The sequence below is a fragment of the Reyranella sp. genome (assembly GCF_965227665.1).
Taxonomy (GTDB): domain Bacteria; phylum Pseudomonadota; class Alphaproteobacteria; order Reyranellales; family Reyranellaceae; genus Reyranella.
The window spans coordinates 1,811,122-1,831,970 of the sequence record NZ_OZ245767.1 but is presented as its reverse complement, the minus strand read 5'-3'; the positions used below and the strand labels follow the sequence as shown (position 1 = coordinate 1,831,970).

The following is a 20,849-nucleotide window of genomic DNA, read 5'->3' as shown; positions in this document are numbered from 1 at the left end:
CTCCCTTACAGATGGTGCAGGCCGCGGCAGCAACGCCAGAACCACGACCGGTGTTCCCGCTCCGCCCATTCGATCATCACCCCTGCATAGTTTCGCGGATCGGCGATGGTGGGATGGGCCTTTTCGATGATCTTCGCGGCGTTGAAATGCGCGGTGTAGGAATAGGTGCCGACATGGCGCTCGGCGCGATAATGCGCGACCACCTGGCGGGTCATGCCGGTCAGGCGGCCCCAGGCGAGGATCTCCTCGCGTTCGGCCGCCCTGCGCTCCCATTCCAGTGCCACTTCCTCGCGCGTGGCGCCCTCGCCGCACTGGACCCTGAGACGGTGCAGGCGCAGGTCGAGCGCATGTTCGCGCAGCTTCGCGGCCTGCTCGGGGCAGGTGAAGTAATAGCGGCGGATGGAATTGAACTCGACGCAGCGCGTGTCGTCGAACTGGCGCATCCAGCCGTTCAGCTCGGCCTGCTCGGTTGCCGTCCAGTAGCCGCGCCGGATGATGGCGGTGGTATGCGGGAAGGCCCGCTCGAGTTCCTCGGACGTATCGCAGCGCACGCGCACCGGCGGCGGCGGCGGGGGAGGCAGGCTGGAGCCCATCATCGTCGCCTCCCTCAGTGATTGCGCACGAAGGAGCGCACGGAGGCCGCCGACAGGAAGCGCGTGACGCTGAAGGCGCGCGAGCCGCACTTGCCGCAGACCACGCCGGCCTGTTCGAGCGTCCGGCGGTCGCCCGCCACCGCCTTCAGCGCGGCGGCGGTGACGACCACGCGACGCACGCAGCGGTCGCATTCGATGCCGACGGGATGGGTCCCTGTGGCGACGTCGTGAAGCGTGAGAGCGGTCATCCAGCACCTCCTTGCGGGACCGACTCGTATGCGAACAAAACAGGAACAACAAGCCACTTAATGCAGGGGCTCGTCGCTGCGAAAACCCGCTAAATGTGGGCTGAAAGCGTTGCTGGCAGCGACCTTCCGGTCACTCCGAACGGCTGCCGATATAGGGGATGATCTGCCGGTCGGGCTGGTCGAAGTCGATCAGGATGCGGCCGGGAATCGTCGCGATTTCGAGGTTCTTCGTGAGGAAGGCGCGGCTGCCGAAGCGCGGCAGGAACTCCGCCCGCATCTTCGTCCAGTCGCCGAACGCGCAATATTGCGCGACGGGCAGCGTGCAGGGATCGCGAGCCGGCTCGATCTGGGAAAAGCCCAGCGGGTGCCAGTTGTGATAGAGGCTGCCGATGAAGCGGCTGGCCGGGTAGGGGGCCGGGCCGCAGTTGAACCGGCGCGCCAGCTCGCAGTAGCGCGGGTACAGGTCGCGGAAGTCGCTGACGCGGTACGAGGCGACGTCGGTCGATTGCAGGTCCTTCGCCTCGGCCTCGCTGAGCGCGTTCGCGCCGTCGAGGAACCGCTCGCCGATCGCCTCGCCCTTCTCCTGCTCCACCGCCCGGATGATCTGCAGCAGGCCGCGCGCATTGGCGGGATAGAGCTCGGTGCGCCGCGGGAAGATGACGGCCGAGACGTGCTGGCCCTCGCGCAAGCGCAGCCCGTTCTTCTCCAGCGCCTGCCTGGCCGTGTAGCCCGCCATCTCCTCGTAGCTCGCGACGAACGAATAGAGCTGGTCCGGCGGCCCGAGTCGCGCCAGTCGGTCGATCGCCAGTCCCGGCTCCTTCTGCGGATCGAAGGCGACCAGTCGGATGAGATGGCCAACCGGGCGGTTGCTCTCCAGGTCCGCCCAGGCCTGCGCGGCGCTCCGGCGCTCGAACGAAGTCGGCGCCGAACGAGGAGGGGCGAGGCCGATCGCCACCGCGGCGAGGACCATGGCGGCGGCCAGGCTTGCGAACAGGGCGCTCCTGATGAGCCGTGTCGAAGAGATCTTCATTCAACCTTCTTTATGACCTCCCTTTCCGCCTTGCCATCTTTCGGACGCGGTGACACCCCACATCGGAAAGTCATGCTTCGAGGCGACGATCCGGTGACACCCTTCTCCCGTCTGAAAAACGCGGCCGACTCCACGCTGGAGGGCCTCGCCGCGGCGTTCGATGCCTCGCCGCTGGGCCAGCGGCGGCATCGCATCGCCGTGACCGGGCTGCAGCGCTCGGGCAAGACCGTGTTCATCACCGCCTTCGCCCATGCGCTGCGCACGGCCGCCCACGCGCCGATGGCGTCCTTCCCGTTCTTTCCCTGGCGCGAGCATGTGCGCGACGTCGAGCTGCTGGCGATTCCCGGCGTGCCGCGCTTTCCCTTCGAGGAGCGGCTGGACCAGCTCCTGGCCGAGCCGCCGGCCTGGCCGGCGCCGACCACCGGCCTGAGCGGCCTGCGGGTCCGCATCCGGCATGGCGATGTCGGGCTGCTGCGCTCGGCGCTCTCGTCCACGGCCACCACCGATCTCGATCTCATCGACTATCCCGGCGAATGGCTTCTGGATCTGCCGATGCTGACCCAGTCGTTCCGCGACTGGTCGCTGCAGATGGAGGAGCTGGCCAACAGCGCCGGCCGCAACGATCTTGCGGCGCCCTGGCTCGACGCCGTGCGCGCGCTCGATCCCGCCGCGCCGGAGAACCCGGTCGAGCTGGCGCGCATCGGTCTGCTCTACCGCGACTATCTCCTGCGCTGTCGCGAGGAGCGCAGCCTGTGCTTCGTGCAGCCCGGCCGCTTCGCGCTGGCCAACGAAATGGTCGATGCCGCCGCTCTGTTCTTTCCGCTCTCGTCGGTGCGTTCGGGCGTGCGCGCGCCGCGCGGCGGCACGATGGGCGCCGCGCTGCTGCAGCGCCATGCCGCCTACCTGAAGCAGGTCCGGCAGTTCTACGGCGAGGTCTTCGGCCGCATGGGCAAGCAGGTGCTGCTGGTCGATCTGCTCACCGCGCTGCAACAGGGCCGCGACGCCTTTGCCGATCTCGGCCTCGCCATCCGCAGCGTCAGCGACGCCTTCGACGAGCTGCGCAATCCGCTGCTGCGCCTGCTGCCGCTGGCCCGCGTCGACCGGCTGGCGCTGGCCGCGACCAAGGCCGACCATGTCACCGCCGACCAGCATGCCAACCTGGTCAACCTGCTGCGCGACCTGATCGGCGAGCCGTTCCTGCAGGCCACGGCGCGGCAGTCGGGCCTGCTGGCCGTTTCCTCGGTGCGCGCCACGACCGACCTCAAGCTCAAGGTGAACGGGCTCGCGACGCCCTTCCTGCGCGGCATCCCCGCCGGTCGCGCCGAGGTGCTGGACATTCAGCCCGGCGTGATCCCGGGCACGATTCCCGCCGCCGACCAGTGGGCCGAGCACGGCTTCAACATCCGCCGCTTCGAGCCGCCGCGGCTGGGCGCCGCGTTCCGCGACCGGCCGCTGCCGCACGTCAATCTCGACAAGGTCCTCCAGTTCCTCCTCGCGTGAGCATCCTCATGAGCATCACCCCATCTGCCGAGAAGCCCCGCCGCCTCGTCGACATGGAGTTCCGGCCGGGCGACCTGCCGCCCGCCGATGCGCCGTCGCTCGACGAGCCGCTGCCCGTGACGACGCGCCCGCCCGCCATTCGCTGGCCGGCAAAACTGGCGCTGGGCTCGGCCGGCTTGCTGCTGGTGTTCTACGTCGTCGACGGCGCGGTCTCGCTGCTGCAGAGCGCGATCGAACGCGGCAGCCTGCTCGACCTGGCGCAGTTCGGCCTGCTGGTGGCGCTGCTCGTCTCGACGCTGTGGCTGGCGGCCGGCCAGGCCCGCGCCTATGCACGGCTCAAATCGGCGGAGCGGGCGCGCGAGCTGGCCGAGCATCTGGCGCGGCTGGGCGGCGTCGGCAGCGGCGGCCGGCTGGTCGGCGTGCTCGACGCGCTCTACGCCGGCAACCCCGAGGTGCGCGGCAAGCTGGGCGCCGTCTCGGCTGCGCTGCAGCCGCAGCACACCGACGCCGACGTGATCGATCTTCTGAACCGCGAGATCTTCGTGCCGATGGACCGGCAGGCCGACGACCGCATCCAGCGCGCCGCGCTGCGCGCCAGCCTCGGTGTCGCCGCCTGTCCGCACCCCGCGCTCGACGCGCTGGTCGTGCTGGGCATCGGCATCGCGCTGGTCAAGGACCTGATGCAGATCTACGGCCTGCGCCACAGCGCGCGCGCCGTCTGGCGTATCCTCTCGCACGTGTTCTTCTCGGCCTCCTCGACTGCCGTCATGAGCAGCGTCGTGGAGTTCGCGATGAAGGCCACCCACGACCGCATCGCCGCCGCCGTCGTCGGCACCGCCGGCGAAGCCCTGGTCGTCGCCCGCCGCATCTTCGCGCTCGGCATGCTGGCGAAGGAGGAGATCCGCCCGTTGCCGGCGCCGCGGTGAAGCGCCATCTTCCTCCTCCCCATTCAAATGGGGAGGTGGCCCGCAGGGCCGGAGGGATCATGACCCCATCGCCCTCGTCAGACGAGGGCACTTCCCCTTTGCGGACTCCGCAAAGGGGAAGAAAATGATCGCTCAGGCGCCGCGGATCTTGGCCACGTGGTGGGCCAGTTTCGCCAGCGTCTGGGCGCCATAGTCGACGGCGCCGAAGCCGATCGCGCCGTCGCGTTGCGCCTTCGACGGATGCATCTGGCGCAGGGTGAGGACGGTCTTGCCGTCGCTCTGCTCATCGAAGGTGACGAGCATGCGGAAGCGGCCGGGATCCTCGTCGCGGTCCGAGCCGTGCTCGACCTCGATCAGCGACGGCGCCTCGAGGCGCAGGAAGCGCATGCGGTTGTCGTAGCGCGTGCCGCCGGGCGCCACCATGTCGAAGCGCCACAGCCCGCCGGGCCGCAGATCGATCTCGCGCGTCTCGACCTCGAAGCCCTCGGGCCCGAACCAGAGCTGGATCTGCTCCGGGTCGGTCCAGGCGGCATAGACGAGGGCGCGCGGCGCATCGATAACCCGCGTGAGCACGATCTCGCGATCGAGGGGCCAGTCCTGCCACGCGGACGGCGGCGGTGTGAACGGGGCGCTCATGGGTCCTAGTGCTTCCTCTTCAGGCGGTGGACGTGGGCTTCGAGGCGATCGAGGCGCCGCTCCCAGGTGGCGACATGCCGGTGGATCCAGGCCTCGGTCTGCTGCAGCGCGCGCCGCTCGATCCGGCAGGTCCGCACGCGCCCGGTCTTCTCGGAGCTGATCAGCCCGCTCTCTTCGAGCACCCGCACATGCTTCAGCAGCGACGGGAGGGCGATCTCGAACGGCTCGGACAGCTCGCTGACCGATCTCGGCCCCTCGCACAAACGGGTGACGATCGCCCGCCGGATCGGATCGGAGAGCGCTGCGAAGGCTCGGTCGAGGTCGGTCGAATAGTTAGCCATGACGGAAACTATTGGCCGGCGCGGAGGCACGGTCAAGGGAAAGTTGCATGAGTGGCTAAGTGTTCCGTCGCGCTACTTTTGAGCCGTTGCGATAAGCAGTCTCAGATTACCGCTTCATCAGTAGCAATCGATAGTCTTCAAGGAACTGGCCGCATTCTAGATTGGCGAGCGTTAGCCTCATGACTGCTCGTGGCACGCCCATGATTGTGGCTATGTCAGACGAAATCACCGCTTGTGCAGGCTCTGGCACTTTATATGTCGTCGCCATCGCGCTGTTTCTCTTTTTCGGTACGATCTTCTTGAGCAACCGCACGTTCTGAGGGTGAAAGGCAAAACCGAGGAACACGACCGTTTGGATATTGTCGAGGGTGGCGCGATTTAGGGCAATCTCCTCCTCGTCTTCAATATACTCCGAGTAGGTACGAACATTCTCTTCTGCAATCCTAAGCAAGCCACTGTAAGAGAGCGTTAATCCCGGTCCCGTCCCACCAAATGCAAGTGCGTTTGGCTTGATTCGCGGATCTCCCCAGGGACCAAGCGTGCCGTATGGATGGATGATTCGGCAGCGCTCGACAATCGATCTGGCACGTTCGAGGGAGACGCCAAAGTAGCTGGAAATGGCATGCTGGAAATAGTGTTCGACACAGCGGTCATAGTTGAAGATCACAAAGGCAGCTTGATCGAAGAATGTATCGAGTGTCTCAAGCGTTTGCCCGTCAATCAGAATTTGAAATAGTTGCGCGAGCCATTTGTAGCGGACGTTCTGAAAATCGATGACTGCAGGAGAGTTTCGGTGGTCCACAAAAAGAGGACTACCCTTCTCTTTGTCTAGCAGGCACGCAGCGATTGCGAGTTTTCCGAGAATCGCGACGTCCGGATCGTGTCGATGGTTCTCGACAAATTGGTCGATGGAAGGCGCATGAACGAGCGCCGCTGCGATATTACGCGCTTTGGTCTCAAGTGGACCGCGCGTGCCCCTCATTTTGAGATGATACTCTTCGATGGCTCCCGACATCTTACCAACAGCGGCGGAGCTATCGTCTGGGAAGCGTAACAAGACTTGCGCAATGTCGTTTTTGAGCTGATCGCCCACAGGCAATTTGTACTCAGCGCTGGCGCCTGCCCCTACTACGAATAGCGTTTGATCTCGCAACATCAATCAGCCTGTTTCATCTCTTCGAATTCAGCACGCATTTGGCGATACGCCAAAGAGATTGGTAACTCTTGTAGATTATGGTTTCTCTCACTTAAGCGGTGGCCTTGCCACTTGGTAAAGCTCGACCTGCCGGAGGAAGCCGCTCCACAACGCGCGGCGCTTGGTAAACCAGGTCGTGCGCTCATCCTCGCGCCAGGATCGGAACGGGACGCCGCTCCACGGCGTGCGCTTCTCGCTTTCGTGGGTCTGCAGGTGGGAGAGCCAGACGAGAGCGGCGGCGGCGTGGGCTTCGTGGGGGAACTGGCCGAACTGTTCGCAGTCGGGTTCGAGCCAGCGGTCGAAGCTGAGGCCGAGGGCACATTCGACCCGCTGAAAGTCGCGGCTGCGGTGGGCGACTTCGGCGCTGCAGATCGCGATGGCGCGGGCGCGGAAGCTGACGGTGTCGATCCTAGGGGCGGGGAAGGGACGGCGTTCGCGCCGGATCAGCTCGGCGACAGTCTCCTGGGGACGAACGGAGAAGCTGTCAGGCATGTTCGGAGTATCGGCTAATACTCCGGGAGCGTCAATGAAAATCCGGATAAAAATCCGGATCATTTCATCTTAGGAAGTTTTAGTGGGCCTGTGAGCGGATACATGTCGTGTGAGATACAATCGTCGGAATGCGCCACGTTAAAGCTGTCATAGCCGCCGTCCTTGCTCTTTTGTTGCTTGTTGCAGCGATCGTCTCGAGGACCGTCGACATTATCGAACTGCCTGAGAATATCGAGAAGCTGCGACGTAAGTCTGCTCCTGTGACGGAGTGGGCTGTAGCGCACTTCACTCCCCTCGAATGGGGGCTCTTGGCATTGGCGGTAGTTCTCGCTGTTTACGGCTTTGACCTCCACGGGCGGACGTGGCGGTGGCTGAGTGCACGATTCAAAGCACTGTCATCGGATCGCGGAGGCGGAGACAACCAGCTGATCGCCGCGAAGTCGGGCCTGCTGTGGAGGCCGCGGCACTTGCTCATAAGATTAGCGTATTAGGCGCGACCTATGAAGCATGGATGCCCGATCGGCACGGGTATCGTGAACATAACGCGATAGCAGAGGCGCACTACATGCGAGCATATCGCGAAGAGATGGCAACAGACGCGCAACGCATCATGCAGACGGCTCACAATCGAGGCATTTTAAGCCCTGCTGACGTCATTTACCTGAGCAACAGCGTCGTTGCGCGGCGAGGCGTTGAGGAAATCTATCGCATCTTGATACGTATCTCTTCAACTCTGGCCGAACCCACGTCACTAACCGTGCCACAGCAACGTGTTCTTCCAGATGCGGCAAAGTTGGCTGCAATTGACGAAATCTATGATGCCCTACAAGCCGCTGAGGTAGTCTATGACCTTGGCTGTGATGTTGTCGGAGGGCCGTGGCGATCCAGACTGAAAGAAGATGGGCCGGCAACCTATGCGAGGATGCTCGAAGATTACCGACGCAAGGTGTCCGACGCCATTGTCGTCGTTGCAGATCTAGCCGGAAAGAAGCACAGCAAATTTCCTGACATCTATAAATTTCGGATGGATGAATTTGGATTTCAATCTGCCGTATTCAATCCGATTGGTGAGTTTCTAGAGAGGCTCAAAAAACTGCCAAACGATTGTACTGATGGTATTTTGGATTTGATCGAGCCGGATGCCAAGAAGCTACTTGCCGCTATAGCTGCTTTTGGAAAATGGTCACGGGAGTCGCAAGATAAGTTTCGAAAGATGCGAGAGCTTTGATATTACAGGTGGACCTCCATGAGAGGCCGTATACAAAAGGCTCTGTACCTTAAAATAGGTATTCTTTGACTGCACGACTTCGGCGCTTCGTACGGGATGACACCGATTTCTTGAACGGCGTATTGCGCTGGAAGTAGCGTTACCTCCCGCCCTTCATCAACTCATCCCACTCGAGCACGCGGTAGACCCGGAACACCATCTTGCGGTCGACGTCGAATTCCTTCGCCGGACGGTATTGCGCGAGCTTCAGGGTCTTGGCCGAGATGCCGACCAAAAGCTTCACCACGGTCTGGCGCACGCTGGAGCCGGCGATCGGCCTGAACTCGACCACGACATGGTCGTTGACGCTGGGGGCGCGGTCGCGCTCGACATAGATCAGGCTGTTGGGCTTGCGCCACGGCCACATCGAATCGCCCACCACGTTCAGCGCGAACACGTCGCCGCGGCCGTGGATGCCGGGCGGGCGGGCGACATGGTCGATCACCGTGCCGTTCATCTCGAACTCGCCGTTGCCGTCGCCGCCCATCGCTGTGCCATAGAGCGGCACGTCGTTGGCCATGTGGCCGAGCATCGGCCGGCCGGGCGCATCGAAGGCCGGCACGACGTTGCCCGCGAGATCGGTGGCGAAGGCGGAGACGGCACCGTCGGCCGTCGCGGGAGCCTCGCCCTGCAGCTCGGCGACGCCGACCGGACGGCCGGTCTTCTTGGCCGCACCCGCCGCCAGCCGCGCATAGGTCTTGTCGGTCAGCGTCTTGGCGCCGGTCGGGTCGTCCAGGAACTTGCGCAGCGTTCCGTCGCCCAGGCCTGAGAGCGATTCCCACTGGGCAACGTTGAGGCCGGCCCCGGCCATGAAGGCACGCAGGGCCTGGCGGCGCTGGTTGGCGTCGAAGGCCATGCCGTCAGTCTGGCATTTTCCGGACGGGTTTCCGAGAGGGGAATTTTCCGGAATCCGTCTTGAAGTCGGACAATAATCCGGATACCTTTCCGGGATGGCTGCCTCTCCGAAGCTTTCCCCGCCCGTCCTCCACCCGTTCCTGGTCGAGGATGCCGCCGACTGCCTGGGCTTCGAACGGGCCGGGGGCTATTCGGCCCGCGCCGCCCGGATGGCGACCCGCGATATGCTGGCCGATCGCGCCCGTGCGCTGGGCTACCCCGATCGCGAGATCGAGCGGGTGATCGATGCGGCCCTGGCGGCGGCGGTGCTGCAATGAGCAATCCCCGTCACTGCGACGACGGGGGATTTGCGGCGAGGCTACTGCTCGCCCAGCCAGTGCGGCCAGCTGCCCTTGCGCGCCTTGCGGGCCTCGAACTCGGCGTCGGCGTAGCGCTGGGCGGCGCGCGGCTCCCACGACAGCGGCTCGTCGAGCTCGTGGCCGTAGACCACGCCGGACGCCAGCATCGCGCCGCCGAGATCGATCGGCTGGGCCTCGTCGAGCGCGCATTGCGCGACCAGGCGGCATTCCGAATCGTAGCGCGCGATGCGGCACTTCACCTTGTGGTCGGCGCGCGCCAGCAGATCCTCGAGCGTGGCCCGCGCGCGCATGCCGGGCACCGTCTCGACCCGCTGGGCATCGCGCAGCGCCGGCGCCTGCACGCCCCAGATCCGCAGCGGCGTCTTGAGGCCGCTGCCGCCCAGGGTCTCGCCGTCGAGCGCGAAGGCCTGGCCGGACCAGTTCTGCGGCAGCGCGCCGTTGCTGGCGGTGCAGCCTTGCGGCTTGGGCGCCGCCGCGGCCGGAGCCGCGGGCGCAGCGGCCGGTGGCTTGGCGTTCTGCGCCCAAGCGGCGGGGGCCAGTGCGGCGGGCGCCATCAGCGCAACTGAGAGGGCGGCGAGGGCAAGTCTCTTCATGCGCCGACCGTGACTTCCGTTTGAGGCGAGGTAAAGGCCGATGGCACGCACCAGAACGATGCAGCGAGAGCTTCCCCCGTACATTCATGAGGGAGCGACGCGATGAGCCGCGGCCGTCCCTGGAGCGCCGACGATGCGGCGCAGCTCCGCCGGCTGGTCGCCGCCGGCGAGACCGATGCGCGGATCGGGGAGGCGATGGACCGCCATCCCGACATGATCCGCCGTCAGCGCCGCGCCGCCGGCCTCGCGCCCGGCCAGTCGCGCGCAGCCACGATCATGATGATGCGCGTGAACCGGCGGCGGCTCGGCAAGAAGGTCGCCGGCAAGTACGACACCGAGAGCCCGTGATGGCCGCGCGCCCCACACAGTTCAGCGAGGCACTGGCGGCCGAGATCTGCCGCCGCCTGGCCGATGGCGAGCTGCTGTGCGACATCTGCCGCCCGGCGAGAATGCCCAGCCGCGATACGGTGCGCCGCTGGCAAAGCGAGCACGGCCCGTTCCGCGACCGCTACGCCATCGCCCGCGACCAGCAGGCCGATGCGCTGGCCGAAGAAGCGATCCAGATCGCCCGCAACGCGGATGCCGACAGCGTGGCCGTGTGCCGGCTCCAGATCGACACGATCAAATGGCTGATCGCCAAGATCGCGCCGCGGCGCTACGGCGACAAGCTGCTGCCCGACGCGACCGTGAAAGTGTCGATCGGCGAGGCGATCGAGAAGGGGCGGGAACGGGTGGCGCGGTTGCGGGCGGGGTGAGGGCGGTGGATGGCGCGTGCCATCCTGCGACGCAGGGCAATCGCATATGAGCAAAGGTCCCTCACTGCGTTCGGGATGACAATTTTGTTGGGAATGGCGTCGTGCGCCACTCACACAACCGGTGTCATCCCGAACGCAGTGAGGGACCTTTCTCGTCCGCGAACAAGCGAACCGCAACGGCCCTCAGGGCGACATGTGATCGCCCTGAGGGTCTCCGCGGGATTTCTCAGATGCGCTCGATGATGATCGCCGGGGCCATGCCGCCGGCGGCGCACATCGTGACGAGACCGAACTGCTTGTCCTGCCGCTCGAGCTCGTCGAGGACGGTGCCGATCAGGATGGCACCGGTCGCGCCGATCGGGTGGCCGAGCGCGATCGAGCCGCCGTTGACGTTGACCTTGTCGCGATCGAGATCGAGATCGCGCACGAACTTCTCGGAGACGACGGCGAAGGCCTCGTTGATCTCCCAGAGGTCGATGTCGCTCGTCTTCAAACCGGCCTTCTCCAGGACCTTGCGGGCCGCCGGCACCGGCGCATTGAGCATCAGCTCGGGGCTGTCGCCCATGTTCGCCATCGCCACGACGCGGGCGCGCGGCTTGAGGCCATGGGCCTTGGCGTAGTCGGGCGACGCCAGCAGCACGGCGGCCGAGCCGTCGACGACGCCGGAGGAATTGCCGGCGTGATGGACATGCTCGATCTCGAGGCCGGGATAGGCCTGCAGGATCAGCGAGCGATAGGTCATGCCCTTGTCGTCGAGCGGGATGTCGGCCATCGCCGCGAAGGCGGCCTTGAGGTTGGCCAGCCCCTCGCGCGTGGTCTGCGGACGCGGATATTCCTCGCGATCCAGGGCCAGCGTGCCGTCTTCCTTGTAGACCGGGATCAGCGACTTGGCGAAGCGGCCCTCGGCGATGGCGGTCGCGGCGCGCTGCTGGCTGATATAGCCCGCCTCGTCCAGCGCCTGGCGCGGGATCTTCTCCAGCGTGGCGATGGCGTCGGCGCAGATGCCCTGGTGCGTCTGGGGATGATGCAGGCGCAGGCGCAGATTGCCGTTGTCCATGACCGGCGGTCCGCTGCCGCGGCTGCGGTCCATGGACATCATCTCCGTCCCGCCGGCGACCACCAGGTCTTCCATGCCCGACTTGATGCAGGCGGCGGCGAGGCTCACGGCGCTGATGCCCGACCCGCAGAAGCGGTCGATCGTGATGCCGCTCGCCTTGACGTCATAGCCGGCATCGAGGGCCGACATGCGACCGAGATCGCCGCTCTGCTTGGACACCTGGGCGGCCGTTCCCCAGATCACGTCGCCGACTTCCTTGGTGTCGATCTTGTTGCGGTCGGCGATCGCCTTGAGGACGGTCGCGCCGAGCTGCTGCGGATGAACCTCCCACAGCGCGCCCTTGCCCGCCTTGCCGACGCCGCGCGGCGTGCGGCAGGCATCTATGATCCATGCTTCGGTCATTGGTCTGTCCTTTCCCGGGTCCCGGTTCAGCGTGGCGCCATGCGGATGGCGCCGTCAACGCGGACGTCTTCGCCATTGAGGTAGCCGCAGGTGATCATCGTGTGGGCGACCTGGGCATATTCCTCGGGGCGTCCCAGACGCTTGGGGAACGGCACCGAGGCGGCCAGCGCCGCCTTGACGTTATCCGGCGCGCGCGCGAGCAGCGGCGTGTCGAAGATGCCGGGCAGGATCGTGTTGCAGCGAATGCCCTCGTTGGAGAGGTCGCGCGCCACCACGAGCGTGATGCCGACGACGCCGGCCTTCGAGGCCGTATAGGCGACCTGGCCGATCTGGCCGTCCTCGGCCGCGACCGAGGCGGTGTTGAGGATCACGCCGCGATCGCCGTCGGCCTGCGGGGCCAGCGTCAGCATGCCCGCGGCCGACTTGGTGATGCAGCGAAACGTGCCGATCAGGTTGACGTTGATGATGCGCTCGAAGTTCTCCAGCGGATATTCCTTGGGAGACCCGGTCGTCCGGTCGAGCGAGGCGGTCTTCTGGGCGCCGCCGCCGACACCCGCGCAGTTCACCAGGATGCGCTCCTGCCCGTGCGCCGCCCGCGCCTTCGCGAACCCGGCCTCGACCTCTTCGGTCGACGTCACGTTGACCTTGCAGAAGACGCCGCCGATCTCCTGGGCCAGCGTCTCGCCCTGTTCCGCGTTGAGGTCGAAGATCGCGACCTTCACGCCGTGCGAGGCCAGCATGCGCGAGGTGGCGGCGCCGAGGCCGGACGCGCCGCCCGTAACGACCGCGGCCACTGTCTTGTCGAGTTGCATGAGCGAAGATTCCCCCGGGGATATGATTTCGTGAGTGGGTCGCCCGGATTGTTAGAGCATCGCGACCGCGCTTGGCCAGAGGTGTGGGTCCGCTCCGCGAACCGTGGAGCCGCGATCCGAAAGAGTTCGCGGGAGCTATGTGGAAGAGATCGGACGAAGTCGCGCCACTATGAAGTTGGCTCCACTCCATCACAGAGCGCTTTCATATCGGCCTCAATGAGCTTGGCTCGCGCATCCAGAAATCCCTCGTAATTGTCGGCAACCAACGCACTATAAGGAATGAGGTGGGTTGCTAGCCGCCAGCGAACTGTTTCCTCACCCAGATTTGCGGCTTTGGCACGTTTCGCAACGTAATCGCTGGGGGCTGCGGCACTTTTATTCCGATTTGTAAGCCCAGTGATGAGCGCACAGTTCAAAGCGCGGTTTGCCAGTGGATCATCTCTGTCCACCTTCAGATATCCGCAAGAATAGAGATGGTCCAACTCTCGGGCAGAGATGTTGTTACGGCCAACAGGTGCTCCATCGGCGAAGTCCTGTGCCTTACGCCGAAGTGAAGTAGCAAGTATCGCACGCGGCAGTCGGTCCTTACGTCCAGGCCAGCCAGCAACCTTAATTTCATCAACATCGGGTAAGCGGAAGGCGGCAGTGTCGAACAGCTCGCAAGTCGCGTTGGGCGTTGTCCCGTCGATCATTCCCTTCAGCGCTTTGTAATCGGCAAAGGCGCGGGTAGCTGATGTCTTGCCATACCGATGCGTGAAACAGGCACGCCACAGGACTTTCCGGATGATCTGTCGAGCGTTGCCTTCCTGATCAAGTTTAAGATTCGAAGCGACCGCCCATAATGCGCAGGTCAGATAGACGGCGACATCACTTGGAAGCGTCTTATCGTTAAACAAGGCTTCGTCACTGAGGAACTGCAAACCTCTTTCGATACCGGCCACGACGTCAGGCCAGACACGCGCCAGTCCCTTGCCGAAATCCTCTTCGAGGTAGGTCTTCTTGATTGGAGGCTTGTCGAGGAGCAATGCGGTTATCGCAAGAAGGATGTCTTCAATACGACCATAGTCTTTAGCCGCTGGAGCCGACTGCAGAAGAGCTTCAACCTTGTCGTGCAAAGACTCGCCGACCCCTTCTTCGACCTGAGCCACGACGATGTCGTAGTCCTTCAGTGGCGAGGCAGAGGTGTTCATGTTGATGAACACTTCCAATGCCGTCTCACGTGACGTGCCGACAGGCAGCGAAAGAAACGGAAGCGTGTACCCAAGGACGCGCTTTCTCAGTTCGCCCGCCAAGTCGCCTATCTCGTCGGTAAAAGAATTGCCTGCACGTAGGCAATCGCGCCAGGCTTTGAATGAAGCTTCACCAATGCTGCCTGGCCGGAAAATCGAAATAGGCGACAAGCCTCGCTTGATGCATTCCACCTCGTCGTCAGCCCAGACTGGCCTGCGGCCCCCTTTATGATTCCAGCGCTTCACGACTTCTATCAGTTCGCTGCCATCTTCATCGTCCTCTGAGGCGGCCTTGGATTCATCCAACTCCGTACTAGATGCGAGTCTGACGAAGATTCTCATATCTTCATAATTGTCGGTCAGCGAGCGGTAGAGTGCCGTCATTCGCTGCTGTCCATCCAGAATGTGCATACTGGGGCGAGCGTCAGATTTTGGCGCTCCAACGATGGGGCGCGAGTGAAACAGCTCTTTGTCGCCAACCTCAAGTACAAGCAACACACCCACAGGCAACGAGGGTGAACGGAGAATATTCTCGAAAAGTCCCGCAATCTGGTGGGACCGCCAGGCTTCATGGCGTTGAAAACGGGGCAGCTTCACCTGCCCCTGTTCGATCAAAGAGAACCACGCCTCGATCGTTTTGCTCCGGGCTTCCATGCTCGGCTTACTCCTGTCTTATTGCTCCGCCATCTCTTTGGATTTGCGGCTATTGATTAGCCTATCAACTATCTGGGCGTAAATCGCGGCCGGACTATACAACCAGATGGTTAGCGTCGTGGGAGTATCTGCCTCCACAGGCGGCAGATCGTAATCCATGCAGCATCAGTCTCCAGAAGTGCAGGTAACCCCCGCCTAGCTGCTGTTTCACTCCTGAAGGACTAGTTGCAGCCCTTGCTCTACTCTTATGGCTCCAACAACCGTGAAACCGTATTTCTCTATCCTTGGACTCGTCGCCCATTCGTCGTTGATGGCATCGCTCCCCGCCAGTCGATAGAGGCCGGCTTCGGCAGCGACAACAAACCGGTCACCTACCGGAAAGGCTGCAGGATGTTCGCATCTAGCAAAGCCGTGAAGCGATCCGACATGCCTCCTTCAGCCGTCGATCTCCTGCCCCAGCCGGGCGAGCCGCGTCCGGGCGGCGGTGCGCTTGCTGTCGCGGCGGTGCTTGTAGGCCAGGAGGTCTTCCGCGCGGATGCGGCGATGGGTGCCGATCTTGTGGTGCGGGATTTCCTTGGTCTCGAGCATCTTCACGAGGAAGGGCCGCGAGACCTCGAGCATGTCGGCCGCCTGCTGGGTGGAAAGATCCGCGCCGGACGGCACGAGCGTGACCGCGCAGCCCTTGCCGATGGCCTCCAGGAGATCGAGCACCAGGCGGGCGACCGCCGGCGGGAGGTCCACGTCGGCGCTTTTGGTGCCCTTCTTGACGTGAAGCGACAGGCCGCCGCGCTTGTCCCGGTGACTCGCCAGGAGCGTGCCGGCCTTGGTGGCTTTCTCGGCTTCGTTGGGCGTCGGGAGGCGTTCGGAAAGCGAGTCGTCGGGGGGCATCGGGATCTCCATCTGGTCGGTGTCGCCGCAGGGGCGGGACGGCACCATAAACGAAATAATCGAAATAGTCGAAACAGTCGAAATGAATGTCGCAGGGACGGGCAAGGGGCCGAAAATCCGCGGTCGGCCGCGCGATTGGGGTTGACATACAAAGGCCGGAAAGCCCGCCCAAGGTCGTTCGCATGGCCACCAGTTCGATCGAATGGACGAACGCGACCTGGAATCCGGTCGCGGGCTGCACGGTTCTGTCGCCGGGCTGCACCAACTGCTACGCGATGCGCCTGGCGGCCCGTCTCGAGGCGATGGGCATGGCGAAGTATGCCGGGCTGACGCGCATCTCCGGCGGGCGGGCGAAGTGGACGGGCGCGGTTCGGCTCGATCGTGCAGCACTCGGCGTGCCCGTGGGCTGGAAGAAGCCGCGCATGATCTTCGTCAACTCGATGTCGGACCTGTTCTGGGAGGCCGTGCCGGAGTCGTTCGTCGCCGATGTCTGGGACGTCATGGCGCGGACGCCGCACCACACCTACCAGATCCTCACCAAGCGGCCCGAGCGCATGGAAGAGCTGACGGCGCGTCTGCCGCTGCTGCCCAACGTCTGGCTGGGCACGAGCGTCGAGAATGCCGACCATCTCTTCCGCATCGATCACCTGCGCCGCGTGCGGGCGGCCGTCCGCTTCCTGTCGCTGGAGCCGCTGCTGTCGTCGCTGGTGTCTGCGGTGCCGGGCGGGATCGATCTGAGGTGCATCGACTGGGCCATCGCGGGCGGCGAGTCCGGTCCAGGCGCGCGGCCCGTCGATCCGTCCTGGGTGCGCGAGATCCGCGACGCCTGCGGCGCGCAAGGCACGGCGTTCTTCTTCAAGCAGTGGGGCGGGACGAACAAGAAGAAGCAGGGCCGCATGCTCGATGGCCGGACCTGGGACGAGTTTCCGGCGGCGGGCCTGCGCGCGGCTTGAGCCGTGGCACCGATCGGCGCGATGGCCGCAACGAAACCGGGCGGCGCTCGTTACGCGCCACACCCTGAACCCCGGGAGCTCGCATGAGCGGTTTGTTCGATTTCGTGAAGACCATCGGCCGTAAGATCTTTGGCGAGGGCGAGGCCGATCCGTCGGCCAAGATCAAGGCCGAGATCGAAAAGGCCAATCCCGGCATCAAGGATCTCGGCGTCTCGTTCAAGGACGGCGCGGTTTCGCTCACGGGCAGCGGCCCGGTCGAGGCGCTGCAGAAGGCCATCCTGATGGCCGGCAACATCATGGGCGTGAGCGAGGTCAAGGTCGACGGCGCCCAGGTCGCCGCGATCGACGACGGCACGCAGTATTACATCATCAAGTCGGGCGACACGCTGTCGGCCATCGCCAAGCAGTTCTACGGCGATGCCAACACCTATCCGAAGATCTTCGAGGCCAATCGCGAGGTCATCAAGGACGCGAACCTGATCTTCCCCGGCCAGAAGATCCGCATTCCCAAAGCCTGAGAGGGCGTTCCGCGCACGAACCTTGTCGTTCGAGCCCTGTGCGGGCAAGAACCGTGAAGCTCGACCGGCGCCGGTGACCGAAACGGTCGATCGTCGCGGGGGAATAGGCGCGGGCGGCAAGACGCGGTAAGAAGCGCCGATGTCCGATATCGAAGCCCTCCGCAAATCGCTGGCCCTCTCGTCCGAGGGGCTGCCGTCCGAAGAAAAGAAGAAGATGGCGGTCGACGCCATCACGACGATCATCGACGCGCTCGGCCGCGGCGTCGGCCCGTTCGGCGAATGGGAGCAGCGCTGCCTCGCCGCCGCGATCATCGCGCTGCGCGCCGGCAAGAACGACGAAGCCCGCTCGCTGGCCCGCCGCGCCATCTGGCCCGAGGAGAACCGCCGCAATTCCGGCGTCGCCCGCCTGCTGCTGCGCCCGGGGATGCTCACCCTGGACGAGCTCACGCGCGAGCTGAACGTCGCCGTCGCCATGCCCTCGCGCCGCGTCCGGCCGGTCGAATAGGGTCCCGCCGCCACCGTCAGCGCCTCCGCGCCGGCTTTCCTGTTACGATTGATACAAAAGGCGCGCGCCGTTGCCCCGCCGGCGCCGCGCTGGCTCGTGATATCCTGCGGGCAGCGGTTTTTGCGAGGGTGCGGTGCGCAGGGACGACAGGAAGCTTGCCGAGCTGGAGACCAATCTCAACCGGCTGCGCGACGATCTCAACGATCTGTCGAAGGCGCTGAACGTCAATCCGAAGAACACCAGCCTGGTGATCCGGCGGGTCAACCTGATGGGCCGGATTGTCGCCGCCCAATCCAATGTCGAGCAGCTGCGCGGCACCCTGCGCCACGCCTGAGTGGGGCGGATCAGCCGCCCAGGCCGCGCTTCCTGCGGCAGTCTTCGAGCAAGTTGATCGCCGCGGCGACGTCGGCCAGCGGGAATTCGTAGTCCTGCGTCCCGACGCCGACCATGCCCTGGCGGCCGCCCTTGCGCAGGCCCGACAGTTCGGCCTCGCCCAGCCAGGCGATGCTCCAGCCGCCGACACCGACGCCGCTCATCTGATTGCCGCCGCCATTGCCGAAGCCCTTGCCGTCGACCTGGAACGAACCGTCCCAGTCCTTCGGCCCCTTCATCGGCACGGCGACCTGCCACTGCCGCGAATCGCCCGGCTGTACGAGGTCGACGCCGATGCGGACCCGGCGGCCGCCGGCATTCGAATCGGCCACGCAGTACATGAAGGTCTGGCCGCTGCGGGCGGCGCGGATCTTCCAGGGGCCGGCCTCGCCCCAGGCCTTCTCGAACCGGTCATTGGCGACGATGTCGTAGCCGCCATAGCCGTTGGGGGCCGCCAGCTGGCCGTTGGTGCAGCGGCTGGCGAGCCGGCGGATGTGCGCCGAGGCACCCTCGACCTCGGTTCGGTCGGTCTTCAGGCACCAGTCGACATGCGCCTTGGCGACGGCATGCACGCCCTTGCTGAAATCCTGGCAGGCCGGGTTGATGGCGATCGCATCCTTCGCCGCGGTTGCCGCTGCCGCCGCGTACTGCTGGCAGAAGGCGGCGTCGCCCGGCTCGGCGTTCGCGCCGGCAGGAAGAGCGAGGAGGGCGAGCATCGTCGCCGTGGAAAGCAGGTCTTTGCGCATCATCGGTCGGGTTTCGCTCTTTCTACTCGTGGGAGGCCACGCAGCCGTCGATCCGCGCGCTCATCATGTCGGGATCGCCGAGGTCGAAGCTGCGCGCCACGTTGCGGGCCGGCAACTGGACCTCCAGGCGTGTCGATTCGAAGAACACGTCGGTGAAGCCGTTCTCAAGCACCGGGCTCCACAGCCGGTCGGGCGAGCGCTGGGCCATCGGGAAGGTGAAGCGCTTGCCGCTGGGCCTGAGCACGATCACGGCCTCGTCGCGGGCGCCGCTCGTGCCGGGACCTGCCAGGATCAGGTGGCGCTGGCCGTCGTCGCCGAAGCTCATCCGCAGGCCCTGATTGTCCGCGCCGCCCGTGTCGGCGATGCAGCGCACGAACTTGCCCTTGTCGTGGACGGCGCTGATCTCCCAGCCGCCGAACGTGCCGATTTTCTTGGTCTGCGCCGTGGCCGGCGCCGCCAGGAAGAGGGCGGTCGCCGCCGCAACGACGAGAGCCGATCTATGTACCACCCTTGTGTGTCCAACCATCGCGACCTCCCCCGAGGAGGTTCCCTATGCCACGAATTTGCCCGCCGCTGCAGCCGGATCCTGTTGCCCTCGTGCGCCACATCGGCCAGAACAGGCGAGGGTGTCCGCACATCGGTACGGGCAGGGACTAGCGCTGGTCGGGCCGCCAGCGGTCCCTTCCTTGTGCGAGACCCATGACCCATAATACACACGTGCGTCCGACCCTGCTGCGCCGCTTCATCGATGGCGAGGCCTCGGGCGGCATCGTTCTCATGGTGGCGGCGGCGTTGGCGCTGATCGTCGCCAATTCGGCCCTGGCCCCCACCTACTTCGCCGCGCTCAAGGCCTATGTCGGGCCGCTCAGCGTCTCGCACTGGATCAACGACGCGCTGATGGCGGTGTTCTTCCTGCTGGTCGGGCTGGAGATCAAGCGTGAGATCGTCGACGGCCAGCTCTCGACCTGGTCGCGGCGCATCCTGCCCGGCCTCTGTGCCGCCGGCGGCATGGCGGTGCCGGCACTGATCTTCGCCGGGCTCAACTGGAACAACGGCGAGGTGATCCGCGGCTGGGCGATCCCCACCGCGACCGACATCGCCTTCGCGCTGGGCGTGCTGTCGCTGTTCGGCAACCGCGTACCGGCCTCGATGAAGGTGTTCCTGACCGCGCTGGCCATCATCGACGATCTCGGCGCGGTGCTGATCATCGCCGTCTTCTACACCGGCAACCTCGACCTCGCCGCACTGGGGGGCGCAGCCGCGATTCTGGTGGCGCTGCTGGTGCTCAACCGGTCCGGGGTGCGGGCGCTGTGGCCCTATCTGATGCTGGGCGCGGTGCTGTGGCTGCTGGTGCTGCTGTCGGGCGTCCATGCCACGGTCGCGGGCGTGGCGCTCGCCCTCACCATTCCCCTCGGCCGTCCGGCGCCGGGCGGGCGCGAGCCGGTGCCCAGCTCGCCGCTGCACACGCTCGAGCATGCCCTGATCAAGGTCGTGCCGTTCTTCATCATTCCGGTGTTCGGCTTCGCCAATGCCGGCGTGTCGTTCGCGGGCTTCGACCTGCGCGCCTTCACCGATCCGCTGACGCTCGGCGTTGCGGGCGGGCTGGTGCTCGGCAAGGTGATCGGCGTCTACGGCACCGCCATAGCGACCGTGAAGCTGGGCTTCGCCGACGGCCCGACCAATGCGGCGCCCCTGCACGTGCTGGGCGTGTCGCTGCTCTGCGGCATCGGCTTCACCATGAGCCTGTTCATCGGCCTGCTGGCCTTCCCCGACAGTCCGGCCCTGCAGGACGGGGTGAAGATCGGCATCCTGCTGGGCTCGTTCGTGTCGGCGGTACTCGGGACGATTGTTCTGATGCTCAGTCCACGACCGGGAGGTGTCGAGGCGAGGGCCTTCTGAAATGGGAGGCCGCCCCGTTTGCAA

The 20,849-nt window shown here is 65.1% G+C and carries 26 protein-coding genes; 11 read left to right on the top strand and 15 right to left on the bottom strand.

Translation table 11 applies throughout. From position 1 onward, the window contains the following. Positions 1-5: 5 nt before the first annotated feature. From ACO07I_RS08900 to ACO07I_RS08890, 3 genes are all read right to left on the bottom strand, one after another. Positions 6-596, bottom strand: coding sequence for a hypothetical protein (locus tag ACO07I_RS08900; protein ID WP_422016404.1), 591 nt, complete (start codon positions 594-596; stop codon positions 6-8). Positions 597-607: 11 nt separating this feature from the next. Continuing rightward, the gene (locus ACO07I_RS08895; RefSeq protein WP_298310543.1) at positions 608-841 is read right to left on the bottom strand and encodes a hypothetical protein; all 234 of its coding nucleotides are present in this window, start codon (positions 839-841) and stop codon (positions 608-610) included. A gap of 130 nt (positions 842-971) precedes the next feature. Next, the gene (locus tag ACO07I_RS08890) at positions 972-1,871 is read right to left on the bottom strand and encodes a hypothetical protein (RefSeq protein ID WP_422016402.1); all 900 of its coding nucleotides are present in this window, start codon (positions 1,869-1,871) and stop codon (positions 972-974) included. Between the two features lie 72 nt (positions 1,872-1,943). On the opposite strand from ACO07I_RS08890, the gene ACO07I_RS08885 reads away from it, so the two are divergent. Together ACO07I_RS08885 and ACO07I_RS08880 are read left to right on the top strand one after the other, a co-directional pair. After that, positions 1,944-3,371, top strand: a complete 1,428-nt coding sequence (locus tag ACO07I_RS08885; protein WP_422016400.1) for a YcjX family protein — start codon at positions 1,944-1,946, stop codon at positions 3,369-3,371. A gap of 8 nt (positions 3,372-3,379) precedes the next feature. After that, the gene (locus tag ACO07I_RS08880) at positions 3,380-4,297 is read left to right on the top strand and encodes a DUF697 domain-containing protein (protein WP_422016398.1); all 918 of its coding nucleotides are present in this window, start codon (positions 3,380-3,382) and stop codon (positions 4,295-4,297) included. Positions 4,298-4,429: 132 nt separating this feature from the next. Here the strand turns inward: ACO07I_RS08880 and ACO07I_RS08875 are convergent, their stop codons facing one another. From ACO07I_RS08875 to ACO07I_RS08860, 4 genes are all read right to left on the bottom strand, one after another. Then, entirely contained in the window at positions 4,430-4,933 is a 504-nt protein-coding gene (locus ACO07I_RS08875) for an SRPBCC family protein (RefSeq protein WP_422016396.1), read from the bottom strand. Positions 4,934-4,938: 5 nt separating this feature from the next. Continuing rightward, entirely contained in the window at positions 4,939-5,274 is a 336-nt protein-coding gene (locus tag ACO07I_RS08870) for an ArsR/SmtB family transcription factor (RefSeq protein WP_422016394.1), read from the bottom strand. A 106-nt stretch (positions 5,275-5,380) separates the two neighbouring features. Then, positions 5,381-6,367 carry a hypothetical protein gene (locus ACO07I_RS08865; protein ID WP_422016392.1) on the bottom strand — a complete coding sequence of 329 codons (987 nt, stop codon included), beginning with the start codon at positions 6,365-6,367 and terminating at the stop codon, positions 5,381-5,383. A 150-nt stretch (positions 6,368-6,517) separates the two neighbouring features. Further along, complete coding sequence (locus tag ACO07I_RS08860; RefSeq protein WP_422016390.1) at positions 6,518-6,961, bottom strand: hypothetical protein; 444 nt, start codon at positions 6,959-6,961, stop codon at positions 6,518-6,520. Between the two features lie 511 nt (positions 6,962-7,472). Here ACO07I_RS08860 and ACO07I_RS08855 point away from each other — a divergent pair. Next, positions 7,473-8,189 (top strand): hypothetical protein, encoded by a 717-nt coding sequence (locus tag ACO07I_RS08855; RefSeq protein WP_422016388.1) that lies wholly within the window; start codon positions 7,473-7,475, stop codon positions 8,187-8,189. Positions 8,190-8,328: 139 nt separating this feature from the next. Here the strand turns inward: ACO07I_RS08855 and ACO07I_RS08850 are convergent, their stop codons facing one another. Next, positions 8,329-9,084 carry a S24 family peptidase gene (locus ACO07I_RS08850; protein ID WP_422016386.1) on the bottom strand — a complete coding sequence of 252 codons (756 nt, stop codon included), beginning with the start codon at positions 9,082-9,084 and terminating at the stop codon, positions 8,329-8,331. A 94-nt stretch (positions 9,085-9,178) separates the two neighbouring features. On the opposite strand from ACO07I_RS08850, the gene ACO07I_RS08845 reads away from it, so the two are divergent. Continuing rightward, on the top strand, positions 9,179-9,400 hold the full coding sequence (locus ACO07I_RS08845; protein WP_422016384.1) for a hypothetical protein: 222 nt from the start codon (positions 9,179-9,181) through the stop codon (positions 9,398-9,400). Between the two features lie 41 nt (positions 9,401-9,441). On the opposite strand, the gene ACO07I_RS08840 is transcribed toward ACO07I_RS08845, so the two are convergent. Continuing rightward, positions 9,442-10,035, bottom strand: a complete 594-nt coding sequence (locus ACO07I_RS08840) for a thermonuclease family protein (protein ID WP_422016382.1) — start codon at positions 10,033-10,035, stop codon at positions 9,442-9,444. A gap of 102 nt (positions 10,036-10,137) precedes the next feature. Between ACO07I_RS08840 and ACO07I_RS08835 the strand changes: the two genes are divergently transcribed. Together ACO07I_RS08835 and ACO07I_RS08830 are read left to right on the top strand one after the other, a co-directional pair. Next, entirely contained in the window at positions 10,138-10,383 is a 246-nt protein-coding gene (locus ACO07I_RS08835; RefSeq protein ID WP_422016380.1) for a hypothetical protein, read from the top strand. Continuing rightward, complete coding sequence (locus ACO07I_RS08830; RefSeq protein WP_422016378.1) at positions 10,383-10,790, top strand: hypothetical protein; 408 nt, start codon at positions 10,383-10,385, stop codon at positions 10,788-10,790. Before ACO07I_RS08835 ends, ACO07I_RS08830 begins: the two co-directional genes overlap by 1 nt. 226 nt (positions 10,791-11,016) lie before the next feature. On the opposite strand, the gene ACO07I_RS08825 is transcribed toward ACO07I_RS08830, so the two are convergent. The 4 genes from ACO07I_RS08825 to ACO07I_RS08810 form a co-directional block, all read right to left on the bottom strand. Continuing rightward, positions 11,017-12,249 (bottom strand): acetyl-CoA C-acetyltransferase, encoded by a 1,233-nt coding sequence (locus ACO07I_RS08825; RefSeq protein WP_422016376.1) that lies wholly within the window; start codon positions 12,247-12,249, stop codon positions 11,017-11,019. Between the two features lie 26 nt (positions 12,250-12,275). Beyond that, positions 12,276-13,061, bottom strand: a complete 786-nt coding sequence (locus tag ACO07I_RS08820; protein ID WP_422016374.1) for an SDR family NAD(P)-dependent oxidoreductase — start codon at positions 13,059-13,061, stop codon at positions 12,276-12,278. 167 nt (positions 13,062-13,228) lie between these two features. Then, a complete protein-coding gene (locus ACO07I_RS08815) occupies positions 13,229-14,944 on the bottom strand; it encodes a GmrSD restriction endonuclease domain-containing protein (RefSeq protein WP_422016372.1) in 1,716 nt (571 codons plus the stop codon). Positions 14,945-15,379: 435 nt separating this feature from the next. After that, the gene (locus ACO07I_RS08810; RefSeq protein ID WP_422016370.1) at positions 15,380-15,832 is read right to left on the bottom strand and encodes a helix-turn-helix domain-containing protein; all 453 of its coding nucleotides are present in this window, start codon (positions 15,830-15,832) and stop codon (positions 15,380-15,382) included. 182 nt (positions 15,833-16,014) lie between these two features. Here ACO07I_RS08810 and ACO07I_RS08805 point away from each other — a divergent pair, with 182 nt between their 5' ends. The 4 genes from ACO07I_RS08805 (at position 16,015) to ACO07I_RS08790 (ending at position 18,142) form a co-directional block, all read left to right on the top strand. Further along, positions 16,015-16,785 carry a DUF5131 family protein gene (locus ACO07I_RS08805; protein WP_422016368.1) on the top strand — a complete coding sequence of 257 codons (771 nt, stop codon included), beginning with the start codon at positions 16,015-16,017 and terminating at the stop codon, positions 16,783-16,785. 83 nt (positions 16,786-16,868) lie between these two features. Then, entirely contained in the window at positions 16,869-17,303 is a 435-nt protein-coding gene (lysM, locus tag ACO07I_RS08800; RefSeq protein WP_422016366.1) for a peptidoglycan-binding protein LysM, read from the top strand. A 139-nt stretch (positions 17,304-17,442) separates the two neighbouring features. Further along, positions 17,443-17,808 (top strand): hypothetical protein, encoded by a 366-nt coding sequence (locus tag ACO07I_RS08795; RefSeq protein ID WP_422016364.1) that lies wholly within the window; start codon positions 17,443-17,445, stop codon positions 17,806-17,808. 133 nt (positions 17,809-17,941) lie between these two features. Beyond that, positions 17,942-18,142, top strand: a complete 201-nt coding sequence (locus tag ACO07I_RS08790; RefSeq protein WP_422016362.1) for a hypothetical protein — start codon at positions 17,942-17,944, stop codon at positions 18,140-18,142. Between the two features lie 10 nt (positions 18,143-18,152). On the opposite strand, the gene ACO07I_RS08785 is transcribed toward ACO07I_RS08790, so the two are convergent. Together ACO07I_RS08785 and ACO07I_RS08780 are read right to left on the bottom strand one after the other, a co-directional pair. Beyond that, positions 18,153-18,929 carry a hypothetical protein gene (locus ACO07I_RS08785; protein ID WP_422016360.1) on the bottom strand — a complete coding sequence of 259 codons (777 nt, stop codon included), beginning with the start codon at positions 18,927-18,929 and terminating at the stop codon, positions 18,153-18,155. A 19-nt stretch (positions 18,930-18,948) separates the two neighbouring features. Continuing rightward, a complete protein-coding gene (locus ACO07I_RS08780) occupies positions 18,949-19,434 on the bottom strand; it encodes a hypothetical protein (protein WP_422016358.1) in 486 nt (161 codons plus the stop codon). A gap of 191 nt (positions 19,435-19,625) precedes the next feature. Here ACO07I_RS08780 and nhaA point away from each other — a divergent pair, with 191 nt between their 5' ends. After that, the gene (gene nhaA / locus ACO07I_RS08775) at positions 19,626-20,825 is read left to right on the top strand and encodes a Na+/H+ antiporter NhaA (RefSeq protein WP_422016356.1); all 1,200 of its coding nucleotides are present in this window, start codon (positions 19,626-19,628) and stop codon (positions 20,823-20,825) included. Positions 20,826-20,849: the final 24 nt, after the last annotated feature.